We start from the raw sequence: 22,726 nt of genomic DNA, 5'->3' as shown, positions 1-22,726 counted from the left end.
GTTCTCGTGACTACTCTCCGCACCGAATTGAGAGGTATTTTCCGATTTTATGGTCACACTGTAGCCTTAACTGAGTATTATTAATAGAAGCGTTAAGATCAATGATCAATAGATAAGCCACAGAAAGGACAATTATGTGTTCTTTCTGATAGTCTTCACCTACCAGAATACAATAATTTGAACACATTTTTGAAGAGTATTAATTGACAGAGATTAGCCCTTAATTGCTGCTAAAAGATTTAGCTCTCTTCTGCAATTTTTAGCAGAATATATATCATACAGGTCACAAATATTATTGAAAACAAAAGCGACTGGGCAAAGCTGACTTTGAACTGAAGGCTCGATGGCAGTATAAAGTAGAGGAAGAATAAACATACAAGTAGCAAAAAGCCTCCAAAAACAATATTCAGAGGAAATTTTTCGTTTTCACTTAGATTTTTGGGAATCCTTCTTTCTGTAGCTGAAAAACTTCCTGTAAAGCTTCTACGGATAAAAGATGAAAATTCGCCAAATCCTCTTTCTGATCTCGAGTGAGAAAGCTTCTTTACAGGTAGTAAAACTGAGGATCTTTGAGAAATCAATTTTTCTTCCTGATTCCCTATATGAGACTCATCTTCGGAGTGCTCCTGCGGCTTTGAATCAATTTTTCCAAGCTGGACAGGAAAACCTTTCTTTCTTGAGCCGTAACCTGCTGTGATATAGATCTGCCCTTTTGTAAGCACCCTGCCTTCTTGCGGGATTCTTGCAACTACAGAAATATATTCTTTCTGAAGCACATATGGATTGTCCCTCAGAAAAACGATCTGACCTTTTAGTTCATCACTTACCGAGAAATGAATATGCGTAGGTGACCCGTAGTTTGTAATCAGAATTTCAAAGGTTTCTTCTCCGCCTGGAGAAAGAGAAATCTCAACGCTTTCTTTTTCAAACTCAATTGAGTTTATTTCCTGTCTGTTGATAATAACATTCTGGAATGTCTGCTGCAAGTTTAACCCTCATATCAGTTTCTAAGGTCAGGAGGAAGCAAGTTTGGGATTCCCTCATCGATGGGATAGTGCTCTTTGCATACAGGGCAGTAGAGAGTTCCGGATATGACCTCTTCTTCATTTTCTTCTACGACGTTCAAAATCAGATCGCCCTTACATATAGGGCAGGCCAGAATATCCATAAGATTTTTTTTCATTAGAATTCACCATTAAAGTCTCTTTTCCGATGGGAGAAGACAGAGTTTCACACCAGTAAAGATAGCTGATTGTTTCCAATCCTTACTTTTTCATTCTGCAGATGTAAACTTTATTCCGTTATTTAACCGTATTCAATTCATCTTCTATTTTAATGTAATCTATATATTTACAGGCACTTACGGTTTGAAGCTTATCCGTTCTGTCGAGTGTTGTTCTTTATATAAGCTAATATCAAAACTAATATTCTATTGGTGTTATAAGTACGAGAGTATAATATTTCTACTTAGGGTACAGTATTCAAAAAAGCACTTCAAAGTTTATAATATATTATGAGAATTTCAATAGAGAGTTACAAGTTGCAATTCATTATCTTTTTGAAATATCTCTACGAAATTCTATCCATTTATTATTAGGGTTTACGCATTTAAGTACAAAACCAAGTACTTTTGACGTATATACAATTTAGTATTTTAAGTAATTGAAGGTTTAACGTTAATGACTTCTCGGTTCAACCGTATAAGTCCCAAATATGAAAATATTTTGAAACAAATTTGTATGTTAGATTTTTAATTTAAACTGCTCATATAAATAAATTTAGAGAAATTTTCATATAACTCTTAGTTTAGAATCAGGAAAGCTACTCTTTGTACCAGATGGATCTTTTATCCAATTTGTTACCCTTTTTCAAAAATTATTTATATTATTACTAGGAAGTAAGATTCCGTATTACTATAGAAGGAATAAAACTTAGAACAGAGAAAAACCAATTGACTGATAAAACAACGGACCAAAGCTGTCAAAATAAACTTCGGAAAAACATTTTCAAGGAGTATTATATTTTTAATTTCTGATAAATTTACTGGAGATGTTGAGGTCTTATATTCAACACTAATCTAAACTTGGAAATAAATTGGAAAAAAAACACATAAAAAGTGAACTAGCCTCTAAGTAGTTTACAGATATATCAATTAAAGAGTGAACTAGCCTCAGTGTTCTTTTCCTGCCATATTAGTATATACATATGGGTTTATAGACATATCAATTAAAGAGTGAACTAGCCTCTAAGTAGTTTACAGACATATCAATTAAAGAGTGAACTAGCCTCTAAGTAATTTACAAATATATCAATGAGCTCATCCCAAAACCAATTTCTTTCCCAATATATTATACTATTTTCATGTTAGAAATTAGAGCAATTATTCAAAATTCAAGGTTTTGGGATAGGCTCAATTAGATTCAAAAATTTCCAAGGAATTAAAAGAATGTTTAAACTTATCCTAAAACTCGGTTCATAATTCGAAATTCGAGTCGAAGAACCCAATTTTGAAATTTAGTATGAAAGATCTGAACTTAACCGCGTTTTTTTTAAAAAAGTTTATAAAATAATAAAATTTGATAATTTTGAAGAATTTATCGAGATTTGCCAGTTTTAAGATTAGACAGGGCTGGAAATCAGAACTAAAAATCAGCCAGATAAAATTTCCTCAGAATCACGGATTTCACGACCAATTCTTCAAATAATAGAGTTTAGACCAGGATTTTGGATAGTTCTGGAAGGAATTAAAAAATTGTGGGATATGAAATGAAACCGGAAATATATGAGAAAAGCATTGACCTTGCAAGCCAGAAAATACTCAAAAAGGCCGAAGAAGAAGGCATTGAAACTGCCTGGGATAGATATGAGAAACAACTACCTCAATGCAGTTTCGGTCAGCTAGGAGTTTGCTGTCGGAATTGCAATATGGGTCCGTGCAGGATAGATCCTTTCGGAGAAGGAGCTCAAAAGGGAATTTGCGGTGCTACCGCGGATATTATAGTTGCAAGGAATCTTCTGAGAACAATTGCCGCAGGTGCAGCAGCTCATTCCGACCATGCAAGAGATGCTGTGCTGACCTTTAAGAAAATGAGTGAAGGAGAGGCTGGAAGTTACAGGATAAAAGATGAAGCAAAACTATTATCTCTTGCTTCGGAATATGGGATCGTCTCTGAGGGTAAAAGCCCGAAAGAAGTTGCATCCAGACTCGCAGACACACTCCTTCAGGAGTTTGGAAAACAGGATGGACACCTCCTATGTACCAGAAGAGTGCCTGAATCAAGGCTCAAACTCTGGGCCGAGCTTGGAATAGAGCCAAGGGGAATTGACCGGGAAATCGTGGAATGCATGCATAGGACTCATATAGGTGTGGACAATGATGCTGTTCATATCCTGCTGCAAGGCCTGCGCACAGGTCTTTCCGATGGTTGGGGAGGCTCGATGATCGCTACCGATGTCCAGGACATACTCTTTGGAATCCCGCAACCCAGAAGAAGTACTGTTAATCTGGGAGTGCTATCTAAAGATAAAGTAAACGTAATTGTCCATGGGCACGAACCTATTCTTTCAGAAATGATTGTAGAAGCTGCAGAAGATCCCGAGCTCCTTAAACTTGCAGAGGAAATGGGTGCGGCAGGCATCAATGTTGCCGGGATATGCTGTACTGGCAATGAGACCCTAATGAGGCACGGAACTCCCATAGCAGGAAATTTCCTTCAACAAGAGCTGGCAGTAATTACAGGTGCTATTGAGGCTATGGTTGTGGACGTTCAGTGTGTCATGCCTTCTCTTGGGGAACTTACAGGCTGTTACCATACGAAGTTCATATCCACATCCCCAAAGGCTGATTTTCCCAATACCATAAGGATGGAGTTCCATGAGGGCAGAGCTTATGAAACTGCAAAAGAAATTGTAAGGACTGCCGTCGAAAACTTCCCTAATAGGGTTCTTGAAAAAGTTACCATACCTGAAGAGAAACAGGAATGTATGGTCGGCTTCAGTGCCGAGGCTATCCTCAGTGCCCTTGGAGGAAGCCCCGACCCTCTTATTGAGGCAATAAAAGGTGGAGCTGTTTGGGGAATAGGGGCTGTTGTCGGCTGCAATAACGTTAAAGTTACGCACAACTATGGCCATGTCAACCTCGTTAAAGAATTGATCAAAAACAATGTGCTTGTGGTCACAACCGGCTGTAATGCGATTGCATGTGCCGAAGCAGGACTGCTTTTGCCGGAAGCCTCCGAACTTGCAGGCGATGGGTTAAAAGCCGTCTGTAGAGCTCTGGGCATACCACCGGTCCTGCACATGGGTTCCTGTGTTGATATCAGCCGTATCCTTGTGCTTTCATCCGTGCTTGCAAATTACCTGGGTGTGGACATAAGTGATCTTCCAGCAGCAGGAGCAGCTCCCGAATGGATGAGCGAAAAGGCAGTTAGTATCGGGACTTATGTAGTTTCATCCGGCGTATTTACTGTGCTCGGGACCATTCCGGCTGTTCTCGGAAGTCAGGCTGTTACGTCCCTTCTGACAGGAGGCTTGAACAGCGTGGTCGGAGCAAGCTTTGCGGTTGAGCCTGACCCCCTTAAAGCCGCAGAACTGATGCTTGAGCACATAGATGCAAAAAGAAAGGCGCTAGGTTTGGATTCTCAGAGATGATTTATATGAAAGACGTAATGATTCGGCCCGAACGCTGCCTGAGCTGTCGCTCCTGTGAGATCGCATGTGCCGTTGCACATTCCGAGAGCAAGAACCTCTTTTCGGCTGTAGGAGAAAAACCAGCTCCGAAAAAACGCATCTGCCTGGAGTATGTCCCTGACCTTGGAGTTTCTCTTCCCATCACCTGTCGCCACTGTAAGGATGCACCTTGTGTTTCGGTTTGTCCTACAAAAGCTCTCCATCAGGACGAAAACGCCAGTATTGTCAGCTATGACCAGAACCGTTGTGTAGACTGCTGGAACTGTTCTAAGGTATGTTCCCGTTTCAGTACTCTATATCAATTGATTCTTGTTATGGGCTGCTGGAGCAGTTCCATGAATTACAATCGAGGGTTAATCAACAGGCAAGCCGAAGCAGGAATAAAATGCGACCTCTGCGAGGGTAGGGATATGCCTGCCTGCGTCGAAGCCTGCCCTACTCATGCCCTTATTTTTACAGAGGCAAACGAGGTTTAAAAGAAAAACGTACGTAAGTTACTGCGAAACTTACAGGATAAACAGAATCGTGATGGCGCATTTAGTTTCAAGCAACAGGTCCATCTGCGCCATCGCTTCCTTCTTGAATGATACTTTATAAAGGATTATTTCCATATTAGCAAATATAATTTCAGAAGAAAATGGGGAGTCAGGTATGAATAACAGTTTTTACAGGAAGATAATGGTAGCAACCGACGGTTCGGAATCTGTCCAAAGAGCAGTCGAAACAGCAGTTGAAATTGCAAAAATAAGCGGTGCAAAACTATATGCTGTCTACGTGATTGCTTCTGAAGGGTTTTCGATAATTTATCCAAAGAATGTTGGATGGGAAAGAGCCATTCTCGAATACTTCAGGGCTGAAGGTAAAGAGGCTACAGATTATGTCGAAAACTTAGGAAAAGTTGCAGATGTTGAGGTTGAACCCGTAATCCTGCAAGGCACTCCTGCAAATGAGCTTGTCGACTTTGCAGAAAGAAGCGATATTGACCTTATTGTTATGGGTACACTTGGAAGGACTGGAATTCAGAGGTTCTTACTCGGGAGTGTGGCCGAGAACGTGGTAAGACACTCAAAAAGACCGGTACTTGTTGTAAGGGGAGAAACTGCTTAAATGGGTAGATAAAAAAGAGCAGTTAAAATACAAATATTAAAAATCTTCAGGGGCGGAGTCCCAGACCTTTTTTGAAGATATTTGAGGACTTCGATAAACCTCACTTTTTGGCTACCTTCTTAAGGATATATAAGTATTTGTTGGATTCAGAGGTTTATCGAAATTCTCACTTATCATTTTTCTATGCAAATATGTATCAATGATAGGCCTTTTTATAAATTAATTGATTTTGCGCCTTCCTGCACTTTCAATGATTTTTGTGGGGCTTGTGAGTATAAGCATACTTGTAGAATTCGGTCTGATTCATAAGTTTTCCAGGACTGTAAGCCCAATCTTTGCCTGCACAAATTTGCCCGATACCTGTGCTTTAACCTACCTGGTGTCAATAGGGTCTCTAGTAGCTACAAACAGATGCTTTTCCAGGCAAAAAGGAAAATTGCCTGGAGAATAGAGAGGTCTTACTCTGTGCGATAATGAACACGACACATGCATATTATAGAGTATATTAGTGAATGAATCGTCTGGAAGGAATTTATCTAAAAACAAGCATTCAAAAAATTGAAACGGATGTCATGGCAGCAAAGAGATTAAAAAAGAGTAACTAAAAATTACTTGTATAAACTTAAGAAAGATATAAAAAATATGTTCGTGAACGGGGGTTTTTGGAGGAGGTTAAAATATGTTGGATATAATTATTGTCAATAATATTTGATTTGAGCTTACCCGTTCACCAATCCCCTCTGAGGATTAAGCAATATATAAGTGTTCTGGTGCGCAAAAAAAGAGTACCTTTTTGTGTCATAATTACCGTGAATTTATTCTATTTTAAAGACTTTTTGTCCGTATACAGACAATAAACTGGATTAAAGCAATAAAATAATATTAAAAACGGTATTAAAACAACATTATTATATCTATTTTATTTAAGGGTCGATGTAATCTTATATCTGCAATCAATAATATTTGATAACTAAAACTTAGCGAAAAAATAATTTATATAATGGTTATATATCAATAATGGAAAATTTATTTCCTGACAAGTGTAAACAAATATAGAAATGCCTGTAAAGAATAAAGTTTCAAGAATATAAAAGAAAGCTCCCAAATAAGAATGTACTATATTATTTAAAAATTGGAATGTAAAATTATAACGTAAGAACTGTAATGTAAAAACTGCAACGTGAAACTGTAATGTAAAAATGTGATGCAAAATTGTGATGTAAAACTGTAATGTAAAAACTGTAATGTAAAGATTGTAATGTAATAATTGATAGTGTTAAAATTGGGGGATTTAAATTTGGAAGGCAAAAGTTACGACAAGATAATGATTGCAACCGATGGTTCGAAACAGGTAGAAAAGGCAGTTAAGGCAGCAGTTGAGCTTGCTAGGCTTACTGGAGCAAGACTCTACGCCGTGTACGTAACCGCCTCAACAGGCTATACTCCAAGAAATTTCGGGTGGGAGGAGTCGCTAAGAGAAATTCTCGAGGCTGAAGCGAAAAGAGCCGTTACTTTTGTTGAAGAGGCGGGAAAAGCCTCAGGTATTGAAGTAGAGTCTGTGATTCTTGACGGGCACCCTGCAGACAGAATTATGGGATTTGCAGAACAGGAAGACATGGACCTTATAGTTATGGGCACACTTGGAAAAACCGGGCTTGATAGGTTTCTGTTGGGGAGCGTAGCTGAAAAGATAGTAAGGCATTCAAAGACACCGGTGATGGTCGTAAAAGGCGAGACAGCAAATGAAGAACCAGTATTTTAAAGCAAATTCTTCTTCTAAAAACAGAAATATTAAACCTTAAGAATTATTATCTATTGTAACAAGAAAGTATCAAATATCTAGAAATGAGGAATACTGAAGATCTGAAATAAGGAATACAAAATATCTATTATAATAAGAGAGTATTAAAATTATTAATTAGTAAATATTACTTATTAAGAAAGAAGGCTCGTAAAGAGCCTTAACCTATAACACTCATATCCGAAACCCGGATAGAAGGTGTAATTATTCCTCCAACTTTCCTGACATCAAAGCCTGCTCCTGTAATCTGTTTTAAGATCTCGAAAGCATTGCCTGAAATCATGAGGGATTTTATAGGCTTATCAAGTGCTCCGTCTTTAATTGTGAAGGCATTTCTAGCTTCTACTGAGAAGTCCCCAGAAATCGAGTTTGCCGTGTGAGCACCGATTATCGTGTTTACGAAGATCCCGGACTGAGTATCAGCAATAACATCCGTCTGAGGATAATCAACTATAACGTTCCTGAGCCCGACTGCAGGAGGACTTGTATAAGAAGACCTTGAGCTGTTTCCGGTACTCATGACGCCTGATTTTCCTGCGGTATAACTGTCATAGAGGTAAGTTTCAAGTACGCCTTTTCCAATCAAGGTAGTACGCTGCGAAGGAACTCCCTCATCATCCGAAGTAGATGTCTCGATTCCTGCCTCAATGAGCCCGTCATCATAGATGCTGAGTTCCGGCACTGCCAGTTCCTCGCCAAGTTTGTCTATCAGACCTGACCTTCCCTTCTGGACATTGTCCGCATCAAACGAAGGAGCAAGCGCTTCCTCAATAATGTCTGAAAAGGCAAACGGATGGAAAATCACATCAGTTTTTTGCGGTTCGATCTTTATTCCGTCACTGGATTTCAGTGCAAGATCGGCTGCATTCTTTCCAAGGGCGAAGAAATCAATATCCAGAGAACGGGAAATTCCAAAGTCATAAGCTGTTGAAGTCTGCCCGTTTACAGTAATGACATCAACAAAACCGGAAACTGCTGTTGATTCCTCTTCTATTTCTATGCCATTTGTGTTCAGGATAAGTTGCTTGCTCTTTGCCCGGGTAAAGCCTCCTGATGTTGGAAGTGTGCCTGGGACTTCTTTTGTGCCTTCAATAAGTGTCAGGGCATGCTCAATACAGGCTTCAAGTTCCAGAGTCTCGACTTTTTTATCGAAGATGCCCGAGACCGTGGGATATTTTTCGTTCGAAGGAAGACCAACCCAATCAGGGTCACTTTCTCTTATCCTGGCTTCGGAAACCGCAACCTCAACAGCATCATCTATTTGTGCTGCCGAATTCGTGCTGGCAAAGCCCACGGCTCCGTTTACTATAGCCCTGATTCCTATACCTTCCGAGAAACGGTCTTTAGCATTCTCAAGTGCATCTTTTCTAAAATTCACACTTGTTGAGTGGTTTGCAGCATAATAGATTTCAGCTTCTTCAGCTCCTGCCTTCTCTGCAAGCCTTAGGGCTTTTCTTGCAAGCTCGTACATCTTCAGGCACCTCCCACAAGAGCTTTTGAGATAGACAGGTGAGGAGAACCATCTGATACGGGTACAAGCTGTCCGGCTTTTCCGCATCTGCCTGCAGTCATTTTAAGGTCGTTGCCCACAAGGACCACATGGTTGAGAATCTCAAGAGTTTTGCCTGAGAGAGAAACATCCCGTACAAGTTCGGTGAGTTCTCCGTTCTTTATCAGGTATCCTTTTTCGGCATTGAACTGGAAAATTCCTTCTCCGGTATTTACCTGTCCTCCTCTAGAGCCTATAAGATACATCCCATCTTTTATCTCTTCAAGCATTTCTTCAAGTCTGGCATCCCCGTTATCTATGAAGGTGTTGCTCATCCTTACAACAGGCATTGAGTAACCCTGAGCCCTGCAGTTCCCTGGAGTTCCCCCAAGTTTCGCTGCAGTTTCCCGGGAATGGAGATAGGAATTAAAAACCCCGTTCTTGATTATTTCTGTTCTTTTTGATTTTGCCCCTTCGGCATCAAAAGGATAGTATCCGAACTCGTGTAGGGTAGGGTCATCGATGATTGTAATGAGAGGAGAGGCAATCTGTTCTCCAATCCGGTTTTCAAGGATGGAGTCCCCTTCAAGAACAAGATCGGCTTCAGATGCGTGTCCAACGGCTTCGTGGGCAAAGACACCAGCCAGTTCCTGGTCAAGAATTACAGGCATTTCTCCGCCTTTAGGAGTTTTCGCTTTGAGAAGCTCTATTGCAGTATTTCCTGCCTTTCCGGCGAGTTCCAGCACGTTTTCTTTTTTGAAAAGCTCATATCCGTACCCAAACCGACTTTCTCTGCCTGCCTGGTATACTCCGTTTTCCGAAGCAACTGCCGAAACCGCAAAACCGACGTTCATAAGCTCATAAGCACATTCAATACCATCGGAACTCCTGTATTCGACTTTAAACTCAGATTCCAGGTACATAACTTTGGTACTGTTAATGCCCTTTACTTTCGCATTGGTTTCTATGTTTTTTAAAAGATCAACTTTTTCCTCAATAGAAATATCCCTTGGGTCGATTCTGACCTCTGGAAGATTCTTTACTTCCGGAGGGTTCACAGCTGCAAGCTCCACGTCTTCCTTTGGGGTACTGGCATTCATAGAAAAAGCAAGTTTTGAGGCCGCCTCAACACCCTGTTTGAGGTCAATTTCCCCTTCCACAGATGTATATCCCCAGGAACCTCCACAAAGAGCCCTTACTCCAGCCCCCCGTGTAAAGTTTCTGGATATCTCTTCGATCTTTCCGTTATCCAGAATAATTGAGGTGGAACTGCCCTCAATTACCCTGCAGTCATAAAATTTAATATCCTGCATAATGGTCATGATCAGTTCCTGCATCCAAAAAGATTCTTAGCCTGTACGGAAGCGGGTGAAACCTCAGGAATATCGAAGTTGATCTTTGTAATGTTTCGAAGTTTTTCGATAATTGAGTTCTTTTTCGGACCTACAAGGCTGTGTTCCATTACCTCCGCAATAGAGGAAACAGGGATGATCTGGATTTTTTCCTTATACGCCTTTTCGATGAGAACATCTGCCTCGTTTGATTTCGGGATAATGACTTTCTTCATGCCGGCCTGAGCTGCAGCTTCAATCTTATATGTAACTCCGCCTACAGGCAGGACATCTCCCCTGACTGAAAGGGAACCTGTCATAGCTACAGTCTGGTCGACGGGGATCTTTTCGATGGCAGATATGACAGCTGTTGCAATAGAAACCGATGCACTGTCTCCTTCCACACCTTCGTAAGTTCCTACAAACTGGATATGGATATCATGTCTGGATATATCCATACCAGTCATGTTTTTAATTACAGCAGAGACGTTTTGCACCGCTTCCTTTGCAATAGTCTTGAGTTTTCCTGTTGCAATAATTCGCCCTTCGGCTCCGGAAATTGCAGGTGTGACTTCGGACACGATGGGAAGCACAATTCCGGAATCTCCACCCATGACTGCAAGCCCGTTAACCCTGCCCACCGCAGAACCTTTTCTGAGGAAAGATTCGTATTCTTTGCGGTGTTCCAGATAGCTATCTGCAAGCTGCTGCTCAATTGATCTTGCAATTCTTTTTGCTGCAAGTACGTGCTCTGCAGTTGTTAATGGAGCGCCTTCAGAATGGGCAACGTCTCCTGCTACGCGTACAAGTCCGCCAAGATCACGGAGCTTAAGGGTAAGGTGCCCTTTCCTACCTGCCCGTCTTCTGGCTTCTCTTATTACTTCTTCCACTGCACCTTCATTGAAGTGAGGAATATGTCCATCCCTAACGACTTCCTGAGCAACGAAACGAACCATTTTCTTCCGGTTTTCAGGAGTGTCTTCCATGGAATCCTGCATGTAGACTTCGTAACCGTAACCTTTTATTCTTGACCTGAGCGCAGGATGCATTTTCTGTACAGCATCAAGGTTTCCTGCAGATACCATAATAAAGTCACAGGGTACAGGCTCGGTCTTGACAAGAGCGCCCGAACTTCTTTCGGACTGCCCGGTAATCGGGTATTCCTTTTCCTGGAGTGCAGTCAGGAGACTCTGCTGGGATTCCAGCCTGAGAGTGTTGATTTCGTCAATAAAAAGCACACCTTTGTGGGCCTTGTGGATATCTCCGGCCTCTACTCTGTCGTGAGCAGGGGTTTCAAGCCCACCGGACTGGAATGGGTCGTGCCTTACATCACCAAGCAGAGCTCCTGCGTGAGCTCCGGTTGCATCGATATAAGGTGCGTGCTCTTTGTCATAATTTGAAACCGCCAGTTTGGGGATCATCATTTCTTCTTTAGGCAAGAACTGGCGGGTTAGCATGAGAATCATAATGCCTGCAATAATGCCCCATATCAATTCGTAAACAAAGTAAGAATAGATGATAATACCCACAACAAAGAGCATCATAAGCATATTTCTGGCCTGGGCTTTCTTTCTAGCCTCCATTTTATGAGCCATGACGATTTCTCTGCCCTTTCCGGCGGGAACCTCCCTTATTTTAGGGTTGTTAAGGTCTTCCATGTTAGGATATACAAGGATATCCTTAAGTTCTTCTTTAGGAAGAAGCTCTGCCATTGCTTTTGCAAGCAGGGATTTCCCTGTTCCTGGGGTTCCTATCATCATAATATGCCGTCTCTGGCCAGCCGCTTTTTTTACGACTTCTACGGCATGTTCCTGACCCAGTACCTGGTCGATAAGAAGTTTGGGTACATCTATATTAGAAGTATTTTCAAAAGAAAAGCCGATGTCAACGTCTTCATAATTATCCTGATCGGACTCAGACTCGGCCTTAACTTGATTGGATTCAGGTCCGGTCATACCCCCACCGGACTCCTCCGTCTTCTGATCGGCCGCAGACGTGTCTACATCCTGAACGGGCTCGCCGATATTTTGAGCGAGCTCGTCCATATTTTCTGAAGACTCGTCTATGTTCTGATTTTTATTATACACCATGGTTAGCTCACATATTTGAACGTTATTCAATAGACGTTACTGATCAATATATATACTTGACGTTATATACTTGACGTTATCGAAAAAATAATATTTTTAGTGATAAAATGATTGGCAAAAAGAGGATGCCACAATAACGATTTCCTCAAGTTACTGTGACCCCATCCATACATCTGCTAATTATATCAACTTACTGTATATATAATTAACCTGCCAATGTATATAATTTATAGAAATATTCTACTATATATGATCTATAGAAACTTTTTGTTATTATACTATTTGCTAGATTGCACATTTGGTCCCCAAATGCAATAGAAAATGAATTTTCAAATCGTTTAGATAATTTCAACTCTTTTATGCTATCTCCCCTATATATACATTGAGCATTATTCACGAATTTATACAAGAGCTGATTAAGAGCTGATTAAGAGCTGATTAAGAGCTGATTAAGAGCTGATTAAGACCAGAACTGCTTAAAAGCTGATTCAGAATTAGCTCAAACCAGTTTGGACTAGTTTAAGGTCAATACAGATACACTAAGATTTATTCAGATCTTTTCAGACCAGTTTAGACTAATTTAGACTATTTTAACTCAATTTAGGCCACATTAAATCGGTTAAAATTAGTTCAAACCAATTAAAATCAGCTCAAACCAGTTCAGAGCTAACTTAAAGATACTCAGGGATCTAACTTTAAGCCATATCTTGCCAGCTGCCTATAAACCGACATCGACAGCTATTTAAAAAAACAAGAGGCATTTTTCTTTTATGTCCAGAAGCAAGGTAAGAAATATTCTCCTTCTGAAGCAAATTCACAGTGCTGTAGCCCAGATCCGAAAAGGTAATCTTGATAAAGCCCTAGAAACTCTTGATAAAGCCGAAGACTCGGCAAGGAAAGCAAAAGCCACTGACGCAGTATATTATATCCTTTTTATGCGTGGAGGCATATATTATAGTGAGTCAAAATATAACGAAGCCCTCGAAACCTACGAAAAGGCGATTGATGCAGGTTCAGAACTCCTTAAAAACGATCCTGAAAATACTAATTACCGTCACTACATGGGTACAACCCTGAGCAATACCGGAAACCTTCTAAAAAATAAAGGTGAAAAGCCGCAAGCTGCCGAATATTATATCCGCGCCCGTGAGACCTATGTAAATCTCCTGGCAAAAGAGCCTGAAAATGCAGTCTTCCGGTCTGCTGCCGGCGAGAACCTGAACAATTATGCAGCTCTCCTTACGGATATGGGTTCTTTTGAGGAAGCATGTGAAATCCTCAGCCAGTCGATTGAGCTCTATGAAAAGCTTCTTGAAGAAAAGCCCGACAACCCCGGCTATCAGGCCGAACTTGCAGTTGCGCTCAGCCAGCTTGGAAACTGCCAAATCCGGCAGGATCCGGAAAAATGCGATGCTGCAAAACAAAGCCTTGAAAAAGCTCTTGAAATACAGCAAAACCTGCTCAACCAGCAGCCTGAAAACGAAAAAAATCAAAGGTGACTTCGAACTAACGCAAAAAACTGGAAAGCCCCTAGAAAACTTAGAGTTTGTCTGAAAATGATCTGATTCTAGGCAAAATGATTATTCTCCAATGTCAGAATAAAACAAAAGAATTTCTGATATTATAACATATTTTTAAATTTATAGTATTCAACGCAACTTAGAACCTATCCGAAAAGTCCCGTTACTCCGAAATTTATCTGAACATACGAAATGAAGCATAACAAGGTAATTCTCAATTTTCTTTTCCCATTAAATAAGCAGTCTTCTGAATCTATTCAGCTAGGAATGCGTTCTTTCTACGACCCACCTTCTTGGCTTTGTAACTTTGTTTTTTTCTATTTTTCTTCTCCACGTCTCCGTATATGGGCAGTATAACCGTATTCTTCTACCAATTCTTCGATATCAGGATAATTATATCCTTTATCCATACACATATTCTGAATTACGTCCTCTATAGAATGTCTTTCAACAATTATGGCATCAAGAATCCCTTTTACAAGCATTTTATCGTGGCGATTGTCTCCGTCCACAGCAATATAAAGTGGTATGCCCTTTCCTTCCATTAATACACTCCTTTTCGTTCCTTTTTTGCCACGGTCAGTAGGATTAGCTTCGGTCCCATCTCCGCCCAATGGTGCTTTTGTCATAGCTCCATCCATTGCGTGTTCCAGACTTCTTCTTCGGCTTTGGGAAGTGGTATTAAAGATTTGATGATATTCCAGAATTTGTCTGGGATCTCAATCATGTCCTGGTTTTTGTCTTGTCACTACAAAACATTACCATGCATCGTAGTTCTTCTACTTTTCGGGTAGGCTCTTAGTGGAGCCATTACCTGATCAAACGAATAAATAAGAAAAAGAAGGAATAAAATTCGGTTTGATGATAAATTAGTGAAATGCTATATTAAATAAAAAAATACATATTATTATTTATATGTTGGTATAATAAATAAAAATGTGCATTTAATTCAAAAGTTAAGAATATTTAAAGATAATTATTAGTATTTATAAATATATTTTCATATATTTCATAGAAAATTAATAAAAAAAGACCTTTATCTGCACATATACATATATTTTTGTTATAAAAACTTAAATTATCATTTTAATATATATACTTATTATAAATATATGTTATATTTTCTATTATATCTACTATCTGGACAAAAAATATATATATGTGTTTTTTAAATTTGTTTATGGAGTGCGAATTAACTTTTCAGGCTTTATTTAAACCATACCTAATAGAAGCATCATCAAGTCAGAATAAATATTACTTAAAGCTTGCCTGATGTTGCCTCCTGAAAAACTAAATAAAAGGTGATAAATACGACAACAAAGATGAAACCTAGAGCAGGAATTTTGATTTTGGCAATATTCCTAGTAAGCACAGCTTTCATGCCGACAGCAAGTGCATACGTAAGTAGGGAAGATAGTGGGTCCGATTCAGATAGTATGTATCTTGGGGCTTCACCCATGACATTAAATAGTTATTTCCATGGAATTCGAACCGATTATGTAACGCATCAAGTGTTTGTTGGAGATGGTACTACTCAAGCCACATGGTATAGCTCAAGTCCTTACTATGCAAATAGAGTTACCCTAAACTCCCAAGTTAGTTTTTCTGGGGTTACTATCAGTTTAAGTCTCCCTTCTGGTGCAGGTTTTAGTTCCTCTGGAAGCACAGCAACATATACTGGAATATGGAATAATGTACATGGGGCAGTAACTCATACTTATCAGAACTTACAGGCGGATGGACTTGGCATTTTTGACGAAGATCAATCCGATTCTGCAACATTTAGATTCGGTAGTACAGATTATACAGTTAATACCCACATTGATTTAGACGCATAAAAACGTAGGTATTGACAATCTTGGCTCTTCGTCATTTTGAATGGATGAAATCCCCCTTGAAAACGTCGAAGAGCAACAATTTTTATTTTTCAATTAATATTTATAGGAGTAAGAGAGATGTCTCCAAAAAAACACATTCAGGCTCTTTTTTTGATAGCAATAATAGGAAGTGGATGTATTATGCATGAACTTCCAACAGAAAGATTAAACGATTCTTGGAGAAGTAATACAATAGATAGAATATGGAATTCACAAGGTATTGACGGAGGTTACTCTGACTTTCCTCCAGGAGAGCCTACACTGTATTCCACTTATTACTTTTTGGAATCTTTAGAATTATTAGATAAAGAGCCTAAGTATAAACAGGCCACAGTAGATTGGTTACTATCACAGGAACAGGAAATAGTTAAGCAGGGTAACAGTTCTAGTATAAGAAATATATATTTCTTGACTATGAGTCTGGATATGCTTGGGGTTAAACCAGCCAATAGTTCAAACCTAATATCAAAAGTAATTGAATTACAAAGACCTGATGGATCATTTTCTGAAGAAGAAGGAGATGAAGAAGGAGCACTTCTCGATACGTTCAGAGCTATTACTACATTACATACTCTTGGTGTAGATTTAAATCAGATGCCCTTGACAAGAAATTGGTTAATTGAAAAATGGAATGAATCTGGAGAAAATAATGATCTATTGAACTCAACAAGTGAAACTTCGATGTTATTATCAGCATTAGAACTTTACAGTATTAGTATTTCTTCTCAGTATCAATCTCCAAGAATGGAAGAAATAATGGAGCAAAAAAGTATTATTGAAGATCAATTGAAATTATTGCCTGATACTGATATGGACTTGTTTACCTTGAGTTCATTTACTGATTTTTTGTTGATAAACGGCAACATTTCCTCTGAAATTCGATCTAACATTGGAATGTATCTGCAAAAAAAACAATTGCAGGATGGAGGTTTTAATCCTTTGTTAGATAATTATGGGGAACCACAAGGTACATATTTAGCTCTAAAAACTGCCTCAAAAATAGGGCTCAATTTGAATGATAATGTTTCCACATTCATTTACAATCACGAACCCTTGGATGGAAGGGGAGGTTTTCGATCAGCCTATCGTCTTTTATCATCGCCTGAAAACACGTATCTGGCAGTGAAATCTCTCAAAATATTGGGTTCAGAACCTGATAATAGAGAAGAACTTATAAAATATGTTACATATAAATGGAGGGAAGAGTCAAAAGATGCAAAAAGTGCATACTATTCACTGATGGTATACAAGCTCCTTAATTATCCATATCCTCAGGACGTCCAATTTGAAAAGTGGGTTAAAAAAAGTTTTGATGAATGTGTTAATCAATCCATTGAATCCATGAACTTTGAAGAAGCTTTGTACTTAGCAAAATTAGCTAATCTTCTTGGAATTGAATTGAGCAACAGTGATACGTTGGTTGCCAAAATACAGAGTCTTCAGCAAAGCGATGGAGGTTTCGGAATCGAAGCTTCAGACACATCTATGACATTTTATTCTGTGAACATTCTGGAAGAACTTGGTAGTTCTCCTTTGGACAAACAAGGTTGTATTTCCTGGATACAGGAAGGCCAAATTGCTGACGGTGGTTTCATAATCCGAAGAGGTCCAATTCACACCAACAGTTCAGATATTCATTCTACGTATATATCCGTAGTTACTTTGAACACTCTTGATTCAAAACCAAAAGATTCTGATAAATTATTAAAGTGGCTAAAAGATTGTCAGGATATATATGGAGGGTTTAAACTTGCACCAGAATATGCAGATTTGGAAGCTTCACCAGACAGTTTTGACGCAAGCTTGGAATATACCAGTTGGGGACTCATCACATGGGAAACCTTATGTTAAAATAACGTCCAAATTTGAGAATAAATCGAGAATCTGACTCTGAAAAAATCTCCCAATTCGGTTTTACCAATAATATAAGAAAAAGCTCTGTAGAAAGTAGTACTATTTTGCACCACAGCAAATCATAAAGGAGATTGTAAAAATGCTCCTTGTTTTTTTGTCCCACAAAAAACAAGGAGCAATCCCCATTTCATCCAATTAAAGATTTCTACATGCAAATTATAGTAATATATAACCTTAATTTGACAGATTTTGCAAATTAATACAGTGTTTTCTTACAAAAAATGTATTACTTAGGCATAATACATTTGTATTCGGTTAAGGATTTTGAGCTGCTGATCTCGATTTCGACGGAAAAACTCAAACCCAAATGTTTAGTGTTTAAATTGAAATCGATATCAGATTCCAGTTTTGCATTTGATGAATAATTTAACAAATTTTATGAAAATCAATGCAATTGATAACGATTTTTCCTTAACCGATGACCAATGAGGCATAATATAGTCAACAAAATGAAAATATTCCAAATCAATAAATAGATGATAAAATTTGAATTTATGAAGAAAACAGAAGCATAAAACCCATTTATACACTAAAAAATATACGCTTCTGTCAAATTAGGGATAAAGCACTTTGGGGTCTTTTTGGACATGTTCAAAAGAAGCTCAAAGACTATATTGAGGAGCCTTTCAGCCCTAATCTTTTTTATAACAACTGGAAGCTTAGAATCACATTTGATGCCGAAAAGATAAAAGGCAAATTGACCGTAAAAACAGCAAATACGATTCTTTTCGACCATGTGCTGAGTAAGGAAGAGATCAAAGACAATGAAATTGAAATTGATTTTCTGGAAAGAAGGTATATTCCCAGTGGTGAAGATAGAATTATCTTTGAAACTCCAACTCAGAAACCAGTAATAAGAGATATTGACTACTCAGAAACGATAAGCAAAAATAAAAAAGCTCGCATCTTCTTGCATGATTGCTGCAACGGTATCTGTACGGCTGGGGATTTGAAAGTTGCAGCTGTGCAGTTAAAATATGATGTTTATGGTGAAGACTACGCAGTAAAAGTTCTGGAAAGTGAAGCCTATAAAAGAAAGGTAATGGCAATACTTGAGGCTGTGAAAGGAAAAGCTGATATTGTTGTATTTCCTGAATTTTCAATACCGTTTGACTATCTAGAAGATATACAGGAATATGCAAACGAAACCGGAACAATTGTTTTTGCGGGTACACACTACGTTACGGAAGAAAATCTTGAAAAATACGAGAAGTATTTTACTTCTGACTTTGGAGAAGAAGATTTCCGAAAGAATATCTGTCCTATTGTAATTCCAAATTCAAAAATCATACACAACGAAAAGATGTTTGGAGCAAAGGAAGAACGTGACCTGTTTTTCCATAAAGGCATGAAACAGGGAAAACTGAATCATATTTTCAAGTTGAGGGATAATCTTAACCTTGGAGTTCTTGTCTGCTTTGAATACCTCAATGATGAACTGAGACACCGCTTGATTTCTGCCTGTGATGTAATTCTTGTACCACAGACGAATCCTAATCCTTCAAGATTTTATGGCGTTGCAAAGAATGATCTGAATAGCCCTCTTTGTGCCGGAAATAAGGCATGTATAATGGCTAACGGCATTTTCAGGATAGGAAAAATCAAAAATGGCCAGTTTGAACCGGAGAAAGAAGAAATTGAGGGTGGATCATCCGGCATTTTACTAACTCTCGACAAAGATTCATATAAAATGCAGGATGAGGGAATAATTTCCCATTTTAAAGACCAGAAGGAGCAGTTTATTCTGCTGGCTACCATAAATACTCAATTTTCCGCTTCAAGAGACGTGCAACCCGGGCATGAGCCAATAAAAACATCATTTATACACATCTTTGAAGAAAAAGAAATACGCCTTATCAAAAAGGGAGATATTACCAAAGAGAGTACAGAAGAATTTTTGGCTCTAATAGAGAGTATTAATGCTTCTACAGACCGAAAAGAACTTAAAAATTTAATAGAAAAAAGCAGCTCTCTAATTGGGAAATACTCACCGCTTATGCATGAAAATACCAAGAACCTGAATAATCTGGATTTTGAGGAAATAAAGGGAAAATGCCAGTGCATCCTTATCCCGGCTATCTAAAGTATACAAAAATTCTCAAAAATTCTATTTTGGTTCATTTCAATTCTCATTCTGTGATTTTAAATATTCACTTTTGTATAGGCCGCTCTCCTTCGTCGAGCGTGAAAAGCTCCCGTAAAGACGCTACTCTCCAGTACTGGCTAATAAGAAACCAAAAAACGAAAAGCTCCCGTAAAGACGCTACTTTCCAATACTGGCTAATAAGCAATCAAAAAAGCGAAAAAGCCGACTTTCATCGAATAAGTCTACATTAATTCTGGATAATATAGATTTCAAAGAAGTAATGGAAAAATAATGGAAAAATGCCGGTCAATTCTTATTCCGGCAGATCAAATTCGGCTCATAAGAAAAAAACTAAAAATCTATGGATCTGAGACTAAAATTGATTTTGGAATATTTCTTATAGTAAATGCATTAGGGTCATAGGATCGTTTAGAGCCATATCAAAGCTTTTTAGCTTTTTTACGTTCAGTAATGTCCTGAACTGTTCCGCTTAGTCGAATTGGAACATTCTCATTATTACAAATAACCTTGATATCCTCGTGCAGTATACGTTCTACTCCATCAGTTCGAATTATTCTATATTCAGCGTCAAAGAACTTTTTATTTAAAGCTTGTTTGACTACTTCAACTAAATAATCACGCTCATCCGGATGTACACGGCTCAAAAACTTGTCGTATGTGACGCCAAATTCCTGAGGCTCAAATCCAAAAATACGATAAACCTCATCAGACCAGTGTACTTCCCCGGTTTCAATATTGCGGCACCAATTTCCAATGTGGGAAATTTCTTGAGCTTCATTAAGACTTCTTTCCCTTTCCTCGGCATCCTTTAAGCGTACTCTCAGACTCTCTATCTCGTCTTTTAAGGCTCGATTTTCATCTGCTAATGCCTGATAGGGTATGGACTCTTGAACAATAGTACCTTTGGAACTCATACATATATTTATAGTGTAAAAAAATAAATACTTTTCTAACAAATTCTTAAGATGCTGATGCAAAAAATAAACATTTTATTATATATAGACTAATTTAAAAATTAATATTAATATTAATTATAATATTAATATGTGCTTAATAGAAATAAGGAAATAAAGAGTAAATTTGTACATAATCTGTTATAAAAAAATAAATTCTTCACTTAAATAAGAAGAAAAAACCAATCCGGTTTTGAAGTGGAATACAAACTCTAATGCAAACTCTAAGTTACTCTATATTCAACGAATTGATGTAGGGCTGTTGATATGCCTGATTTTCTTTTTCTTTTACTGAGAAACTCAATTTGAAATTAGTACCATTGTCCCTTTTCAGTTGAAATTCTCCTTCTAACTGGTCAACAAGAGTGCTTACTAACTGTAGGCCAAGTGACTCTATATTTTCTAAATCCAGATCTTCAGGAATTCCTTTTCCGTTATCCGAAATTGTCAGACAGAATATTAAATTGTGCATTTTATCACTCTTTTCTTCTTCATTCCTGCAAAAACGGACTTGAATTTCCCCTTTTCTCTTTTCAGTAAATGCATGCTTTAAGGAGTTAGAAATGAGTTCATTAACGATTATGCCCAATGGGACGGCAGTATCCATATCAAGAAATGTGTTTTCTTCCAGATCCATTTTAAGACAGATATTTTTGCTGCTAGTGCTGTAAGTTTTGAGCAGATTTTCAGCTAACCTTTCGAGATAGGAAGAAAAGTCCAGTGTATAGGCTTCACTTCCTTTGTAAAGTTCTTCATGGATAAGGGACATTGAGAATACACGGTTCTGGCTTTCATTGAAAGCTTGTCCATTGGTCATCGGTTAAGCACTAAATTCCTTCTCTTGAAGATGTTTTTATATGACAATACCTTAACACATGTATCTCTATGTCTCCTCGTCCCCCACCTACTCTTGAAGACTCTCTTCGGGAAATGTTTCCCGAAGAGTGGTTAAGGCAAACTGCCAAAGAAACTGGTCTTATAAAACGTGAGCGCAAAATTGACCCTGTCATCATCTTTTGGGTTTTAACTCTTAGTTTTGGCGTACGCTTGCAGCGTACACTTTCCAGTTTGAAACGAGAATATGAAACTGAGTCCCATAAAACCATAAGCGATAGCAGCTGGTACTATCGTTTTACTCCAGAACTAGTTGAGTTCCTGCATCAGTGCGTAATTCACGGCATAGAAGAACTTGCAAAAGAACCTGGTAGAAAACTTAGCAAGAAGCTCGAAAACTTCCAGGATATTGTCATTCAGGACAGCACAATTGTTCGTCTTCACTCTTCTTTATCAGATAAATTTCCAGCAGCAAGAGCAAGAACAGTAGCTGCTGGAGTAAAAGTCGGAGTTATGGTAAGTGCGGTTGCTAACGGCCCTAAAACCGTTGCTCTGTACTCCGAAAAATCAGCTGAGATAAAAACATTGAAAATCGGTCCCTGGATCAAAGACCGTATTCTCCTTGTTGATCTTGGTTTCTACAAAACTCAGATGTTTGCAAGGGTTGAAGAAAATGGGGGGTATTTCGTTTCAAGAATTAAAAAGAATATGGATCCTGTTGTTGTTTCAATAGAGGAAGGAATGCCTAAAACAAAGTGCAAAGATTTCATAGGGAAACCTATTAGTGAGTGCATTAAGCAACTTTCTGGAAAAGATATTGATGCAGTTGTAAAAATAGCATTCAAAAGAAGAGAATATAAAGGCAAGCAAAAACAGGATGAGATGAATGTACGTCTTGTTGCAGTATATAATGACGAGGATGAAAAGCACCACATTTATATCACAAATATTCAGAAAGAGATTTTGAATGCAAAAGATATTGCAAACTTATATGGAGCAAGATGGGACATAGAA

Annotated in this window: 17 protein-coding genes and 1 pseudogene; 10 read left to right on the top strand and 8 right to left on the bottom strand. The window is 38.4% G+C overall.

Features of this window, described 5'->3' with window-relative positions; translation table 11 throughout:
* Nucleotides 1-239 precede the first annotated feature (239 nt).
* Nucleotides 240-986: a DUF7524 family protein gene (locus ASJ81_RS10170; protein ID WP_095644363.1), complete on the bottom strand. Its 747-nt coding sequence runs from the start codon at nucleotides 984-986 to the stop codon at nucleotides 240-242.
* Between the two features lie 14 nt (nucleotides 987-1,000).
* Entirely contained in the window at nucleotides 1,001-1,183 is a 183-nt protein-coding gene (locus ASJ81_RS10165; protein ID WP_048105713.1) for a methytransferase partner Trm112, read from the bottom strand.
* Nucleotides 1,184-2,766: 1,583 nt separating this feature from the next.
* On the opposite strand from ASJ81_RS10165, the gene cooS reads away from it, so the two are divergent.
* The 5 genes from cooS (at nucleotide 2,767) to ASJ81_RS10140 (ending at nucleotide 7,558) form a co-directional block, all read left to right on the top strand.
* Nucleotides 2,767-4,650, top strand: a complete 1,884-nt coding sequence (cooS, locus tag ASJ81_RS10160; protein WP_095644362.1) for an anaerobic carbon-monoxide dehydrogenase catalytic subunit — start codon at nucleotides 2,767-2,769, stop codon at nucleotides 4,648-4,650.
* A gap of 5 nt (nucleotides 4,651-4,655) precedes the next feature.
* Nucleotides 4,656-5,165: a 4Fe-4S dicluster domain-containing protein gene (locus ASJ81_RS10155; RefSeq protein ID WP_095644361.1), complete on the top strand. Its 510-nt coding sequence runs from the start codon at nucleotides 4,656-4,658 to the stop codon at nucleotides 5,163-5,165.
* Nucleotides 5,166-5,340: 175 nt separating this feature from the next.
* Nucleotides 5,341-5,796, top strand: a complete 456-nt coding sequence (locus tag ASJ81_RS10150; protein ID WP_095644360.1) for a universal stress protein — start codon at nucleotides 5,341-5,343, stop codon at nucleotides 5,794-5,796.
* 268 nt (nucleotides 5,797-6,064) lie between these two features.
* Nucleotides 6,065-6,247 carry a hypothetical protein gene (locus ASJ81_RS10145; protein ID WP_170943270.1) on the top strand — a complete coding sequence of 61 codons (183 nt, stop codon included), beginning with the start codon at nucleotides 6,065-6,067 and terminating at the stop codon, nucleotides 6,245-6,247.
* Nucleotides 6,248-7,093: 846 nt separating this feature from the next.
* Nucleotides 7,094-7,558 (top strand): universal stress protein, encoded by a 465-nt coding sequence (locus ASJ81_RS10140; RefSeq protein WP_095644358.1) that lies wholly within the window; start codon nucleotides 7,094-7,096, stop codon nucleotides 7,556-7,558.
* Nucleotides 7,559-7,757: 199 nt separating this feature from the next.
* On the opposite strand, the gene ASJ81_RS10135 is transcribed toward ASJ81_RS10140, so the two are convergent.
* From ASJ81_RS10135 to lonB, 3 genes are read right to left on the bottom strand one after another with little or no spacing between them, the layout of a single operon-like run.
* Entirely contained in the window at nucleotides 7,758-9,068 is a 1,311-nt protein-coding gene (locus ASJ81_RS10135) for a TldD/PmbA family protein (RefSeq protein WP_095644357.1), read from the bottom strand.
* Nucleotides 9,069-9,070: 2 nt separating this feature from the next.
* Nucleotides 9,071-10,399, bottom strand: coding sequence for a TldD/PmbA family protein (locus tag ASJ81_RS10130; protein WP_245860029.1), 1,329 nt, complete (start codon nucleotides 10,397-10,399; stop codon nucleotides 9,071-9,073).
* 11 nt (nucleotides 10,400-10,410) lie between these two features.
* Nucleotides 10,411-12,507 (bottom strand): ATP-dependent protease LonB, encoded by a 2,097-nt coding sequence (lonB, locus tag ASJ81_RS10125; protein WP_170943269.1) that lies wholly within the window; start codon nucleotides 12,505-12,507, stop codon nucleotides 10,411-10,413.
* A 770-nt stretch (nucleotides 12,508-13,277) separates the two neighbouring features.
* On the opposite strand from lonB, the gene ASJ81_RS10120 reads away from it, so the two are divergent.
* Nucleotides 13,278-14,006: a tetratricopeptide repeat protein gene (locus ASJ81_RS10120; RefSeq protein ID WP_095644355.1), complete on the top strand. Its 729-nt coding sequence runs from the start codon at nucleotides 13,278-13,280 to the stop codon at nucleotides 14,004-14,006.
* Between the two features lie 167 nt (nucleotides 14,007-14,173).
* Here the strand turns inward: ASJ81_RS10120 and ASJ81_RS10115 are convergent.
* Nucleotides 14,174-14,671: pseudogene (locus tag ASJ81_RS10115) on the bottom strand (IS5 family transposase); the annotation flags it as partial.
* 705 nt (nucleotides 14,672-15,376) lie between these two features.
* On the opposite strand from ASJ81_RS10115, the gene ASJ81_RS10110 reads away from it, so the two are divergent.
* The 3 genes from ASJ81_RS10110 to ASJ81_RS10100 all read left to right on the top strand — a co-directional run bounded on the left by ASJ81_RS10110 (nucleotide 15,377) and on the right by ASJ81_RS10100 (nucleotide 19,901).
* Nucleotides 15,377-15,865: a hypothetical protein gene (locus ASJ81_RS10110; RefSeq protein WP_095644354.1), complete on the top strand. Its 489-nt coding sequence runs from the start codon at nucleotides 15,377-15,379 to the stop codon at nucleotides 15,863-15,865.
* A 117-nt stretch (nucleotides 15,866-15,982) separates the two neighbouring features.
* Nucleotides 15,983-17,755 (top strand): prenyltransferase/squalene oxidase repeat-containing protein, encoded by a 1,773-nt coding sequence (locus ASJ81_RS10105; protein WP_095644353.1) that lies wholly within the window; start codon nucleotides 15,983-15,985, stop codon nucleotides 17,753-17,755.
* A 760-nt stretch (nucleotides 17,756-18,515) separates the two neighbouring features.
* Entirely contained in the window at nucleotides 18,516-19,901 is a 1,386-nt protein-coding gene (locus ASJ81_RS10100) for a carbon-nitrogen hydrolase family protein (RefSeq protein ID WP_095644352.1), read from the top strand.
* A gap of 443 nt (nucleotides 19,902-20,344) precedes the next feature.
* On the opposite strand, the gene ASJ81_RS10095 is transcribed toward ASJ81_RS10100, so the two are convergent.
* Nucleotides 20,345-20,839: a PAS domain-containing protein gene (locus ASJ81_RS10095; RefSeq protein ID WP_095644351.1), complete on the bottom strand. Its 495-nt coding sequence runs from the start codon at nucleotides 20,837-20,839 to the stop codon at nucleotides 20,345-20,347.
* A gap of 268 nt (nucleotides 20,840-21,107) precedes the next feature.
* Nucleotides 21,108-21,695, bottom strand: coding sequence for a sensor histidine kinase (locus tag ASJ81_RS10090; RefSeq protein WP_095644350.1), 588 nt, complete (start codon nucleotides 21,693-21,695; stop codon nucleotides 21,108-21,110).
* 68 nt (nucleotides 21,696-21,763) lie between these two features.
* On the opposite strand from ASJ81_RS10090, the gene ASJ81_RS10085 reads away from it, so the two are divergent.
* Nucleotides 21,764-22,726: IS4 family transposase (locus ASJ81_RS10085; protein ID WP_095643260.1), on the top strand; the 963-nt coding region annotated here is incomplete at its 3' end.

Origin of the sequence: Methanosarcina spelaei (assembly GCF_002287235.1) — an archaeon.
In the GTDB taxonomy this organism is placed as follows: Archaea; Halobacteriota; Methanosarcinia; order Methanosarcinales; family Methanosarcinaceae; genus Methanosarcina; species Methanosarcina spelaei.
This window is presented reverse-complemented; position numbering and strand designations above follow the sequence as displayed.

Coding starts and splice junctions, on each gene's coding strand:
- ASJ81_RS10155 (WP_095644361.1), top strand. CDS start 4,656: ATGAAAGACGTAATGATTCGGCCCGAACGCTGCCTGAGCTGTCGCTCC.
- ASJ81_RS10105 (WP_095644353.1), top strand. CDS start 15,983: ATGTCTCCAAAAAAACACATTCAGGCTCTTTTTTTGATAGCAATAATA.
- cooS (WP_095644362.1), top strand. CDS start 2,767: ATGAAACCGGAAATATATGAGAAAAGCATTGACCTTGCAAGCCAGAAA.
- ASJ81_RS10090 (WP_095644350.1), bottom strand. CDS start 21,695: ATGACCAATGGACAAGCTTTCAATGAAAGCCAGAACCGTGTATTCTCA.
- ASJ81_RS10135 (WP_095644357.1), bottom strand. CDS start 9,068: ATGTACGAGCTTGCAAGAAAAGCCCTAAGGCTTGCAGAGAAGGCAGGA.
- ASJ81_RS10150 (WP_095644360.1), top strand. CDS start 5,341: ATGAATAACAGTTTTTACAGGAAGATAATGGTAGCAACCGACGGTTCG.
- ASJ81_RS10095 (WP_095644351.1), bottom strand. CDS start 20,839: ATGAGTTCCAAAGGTACTATTGTTCAAGAGTCCATACCCTATCAGGCA.
- lonB (WP_170943269.1), bottom strand. CDS start 12,507: ATGGTGTATAATAAAAATCAGAACATAGACGAGTCTTCAGAAAATATG.
- ASJ81_RS10130 (WP_245860029.1), bottom strand. CDS start 10,399: ATGCAGGATATTAAATTTTATGACTGCAGGGTAATTGAGGGCAGTTCC.
- ASJ81_RS10165 (WP_048105713.1), bottom strand. CDS start 1,183: ATGAAAAAAAATCTTATGGATATTCTGGCCTGCCCTATATGTAAGGGC.
- ASJ81_RS10120 (WP_095644355.1), top strand. CDS start 13,278: ATGTCCAGAAGCAAGGTAAGAAATATTCTCCTTCTGAAGCAAATTCAC.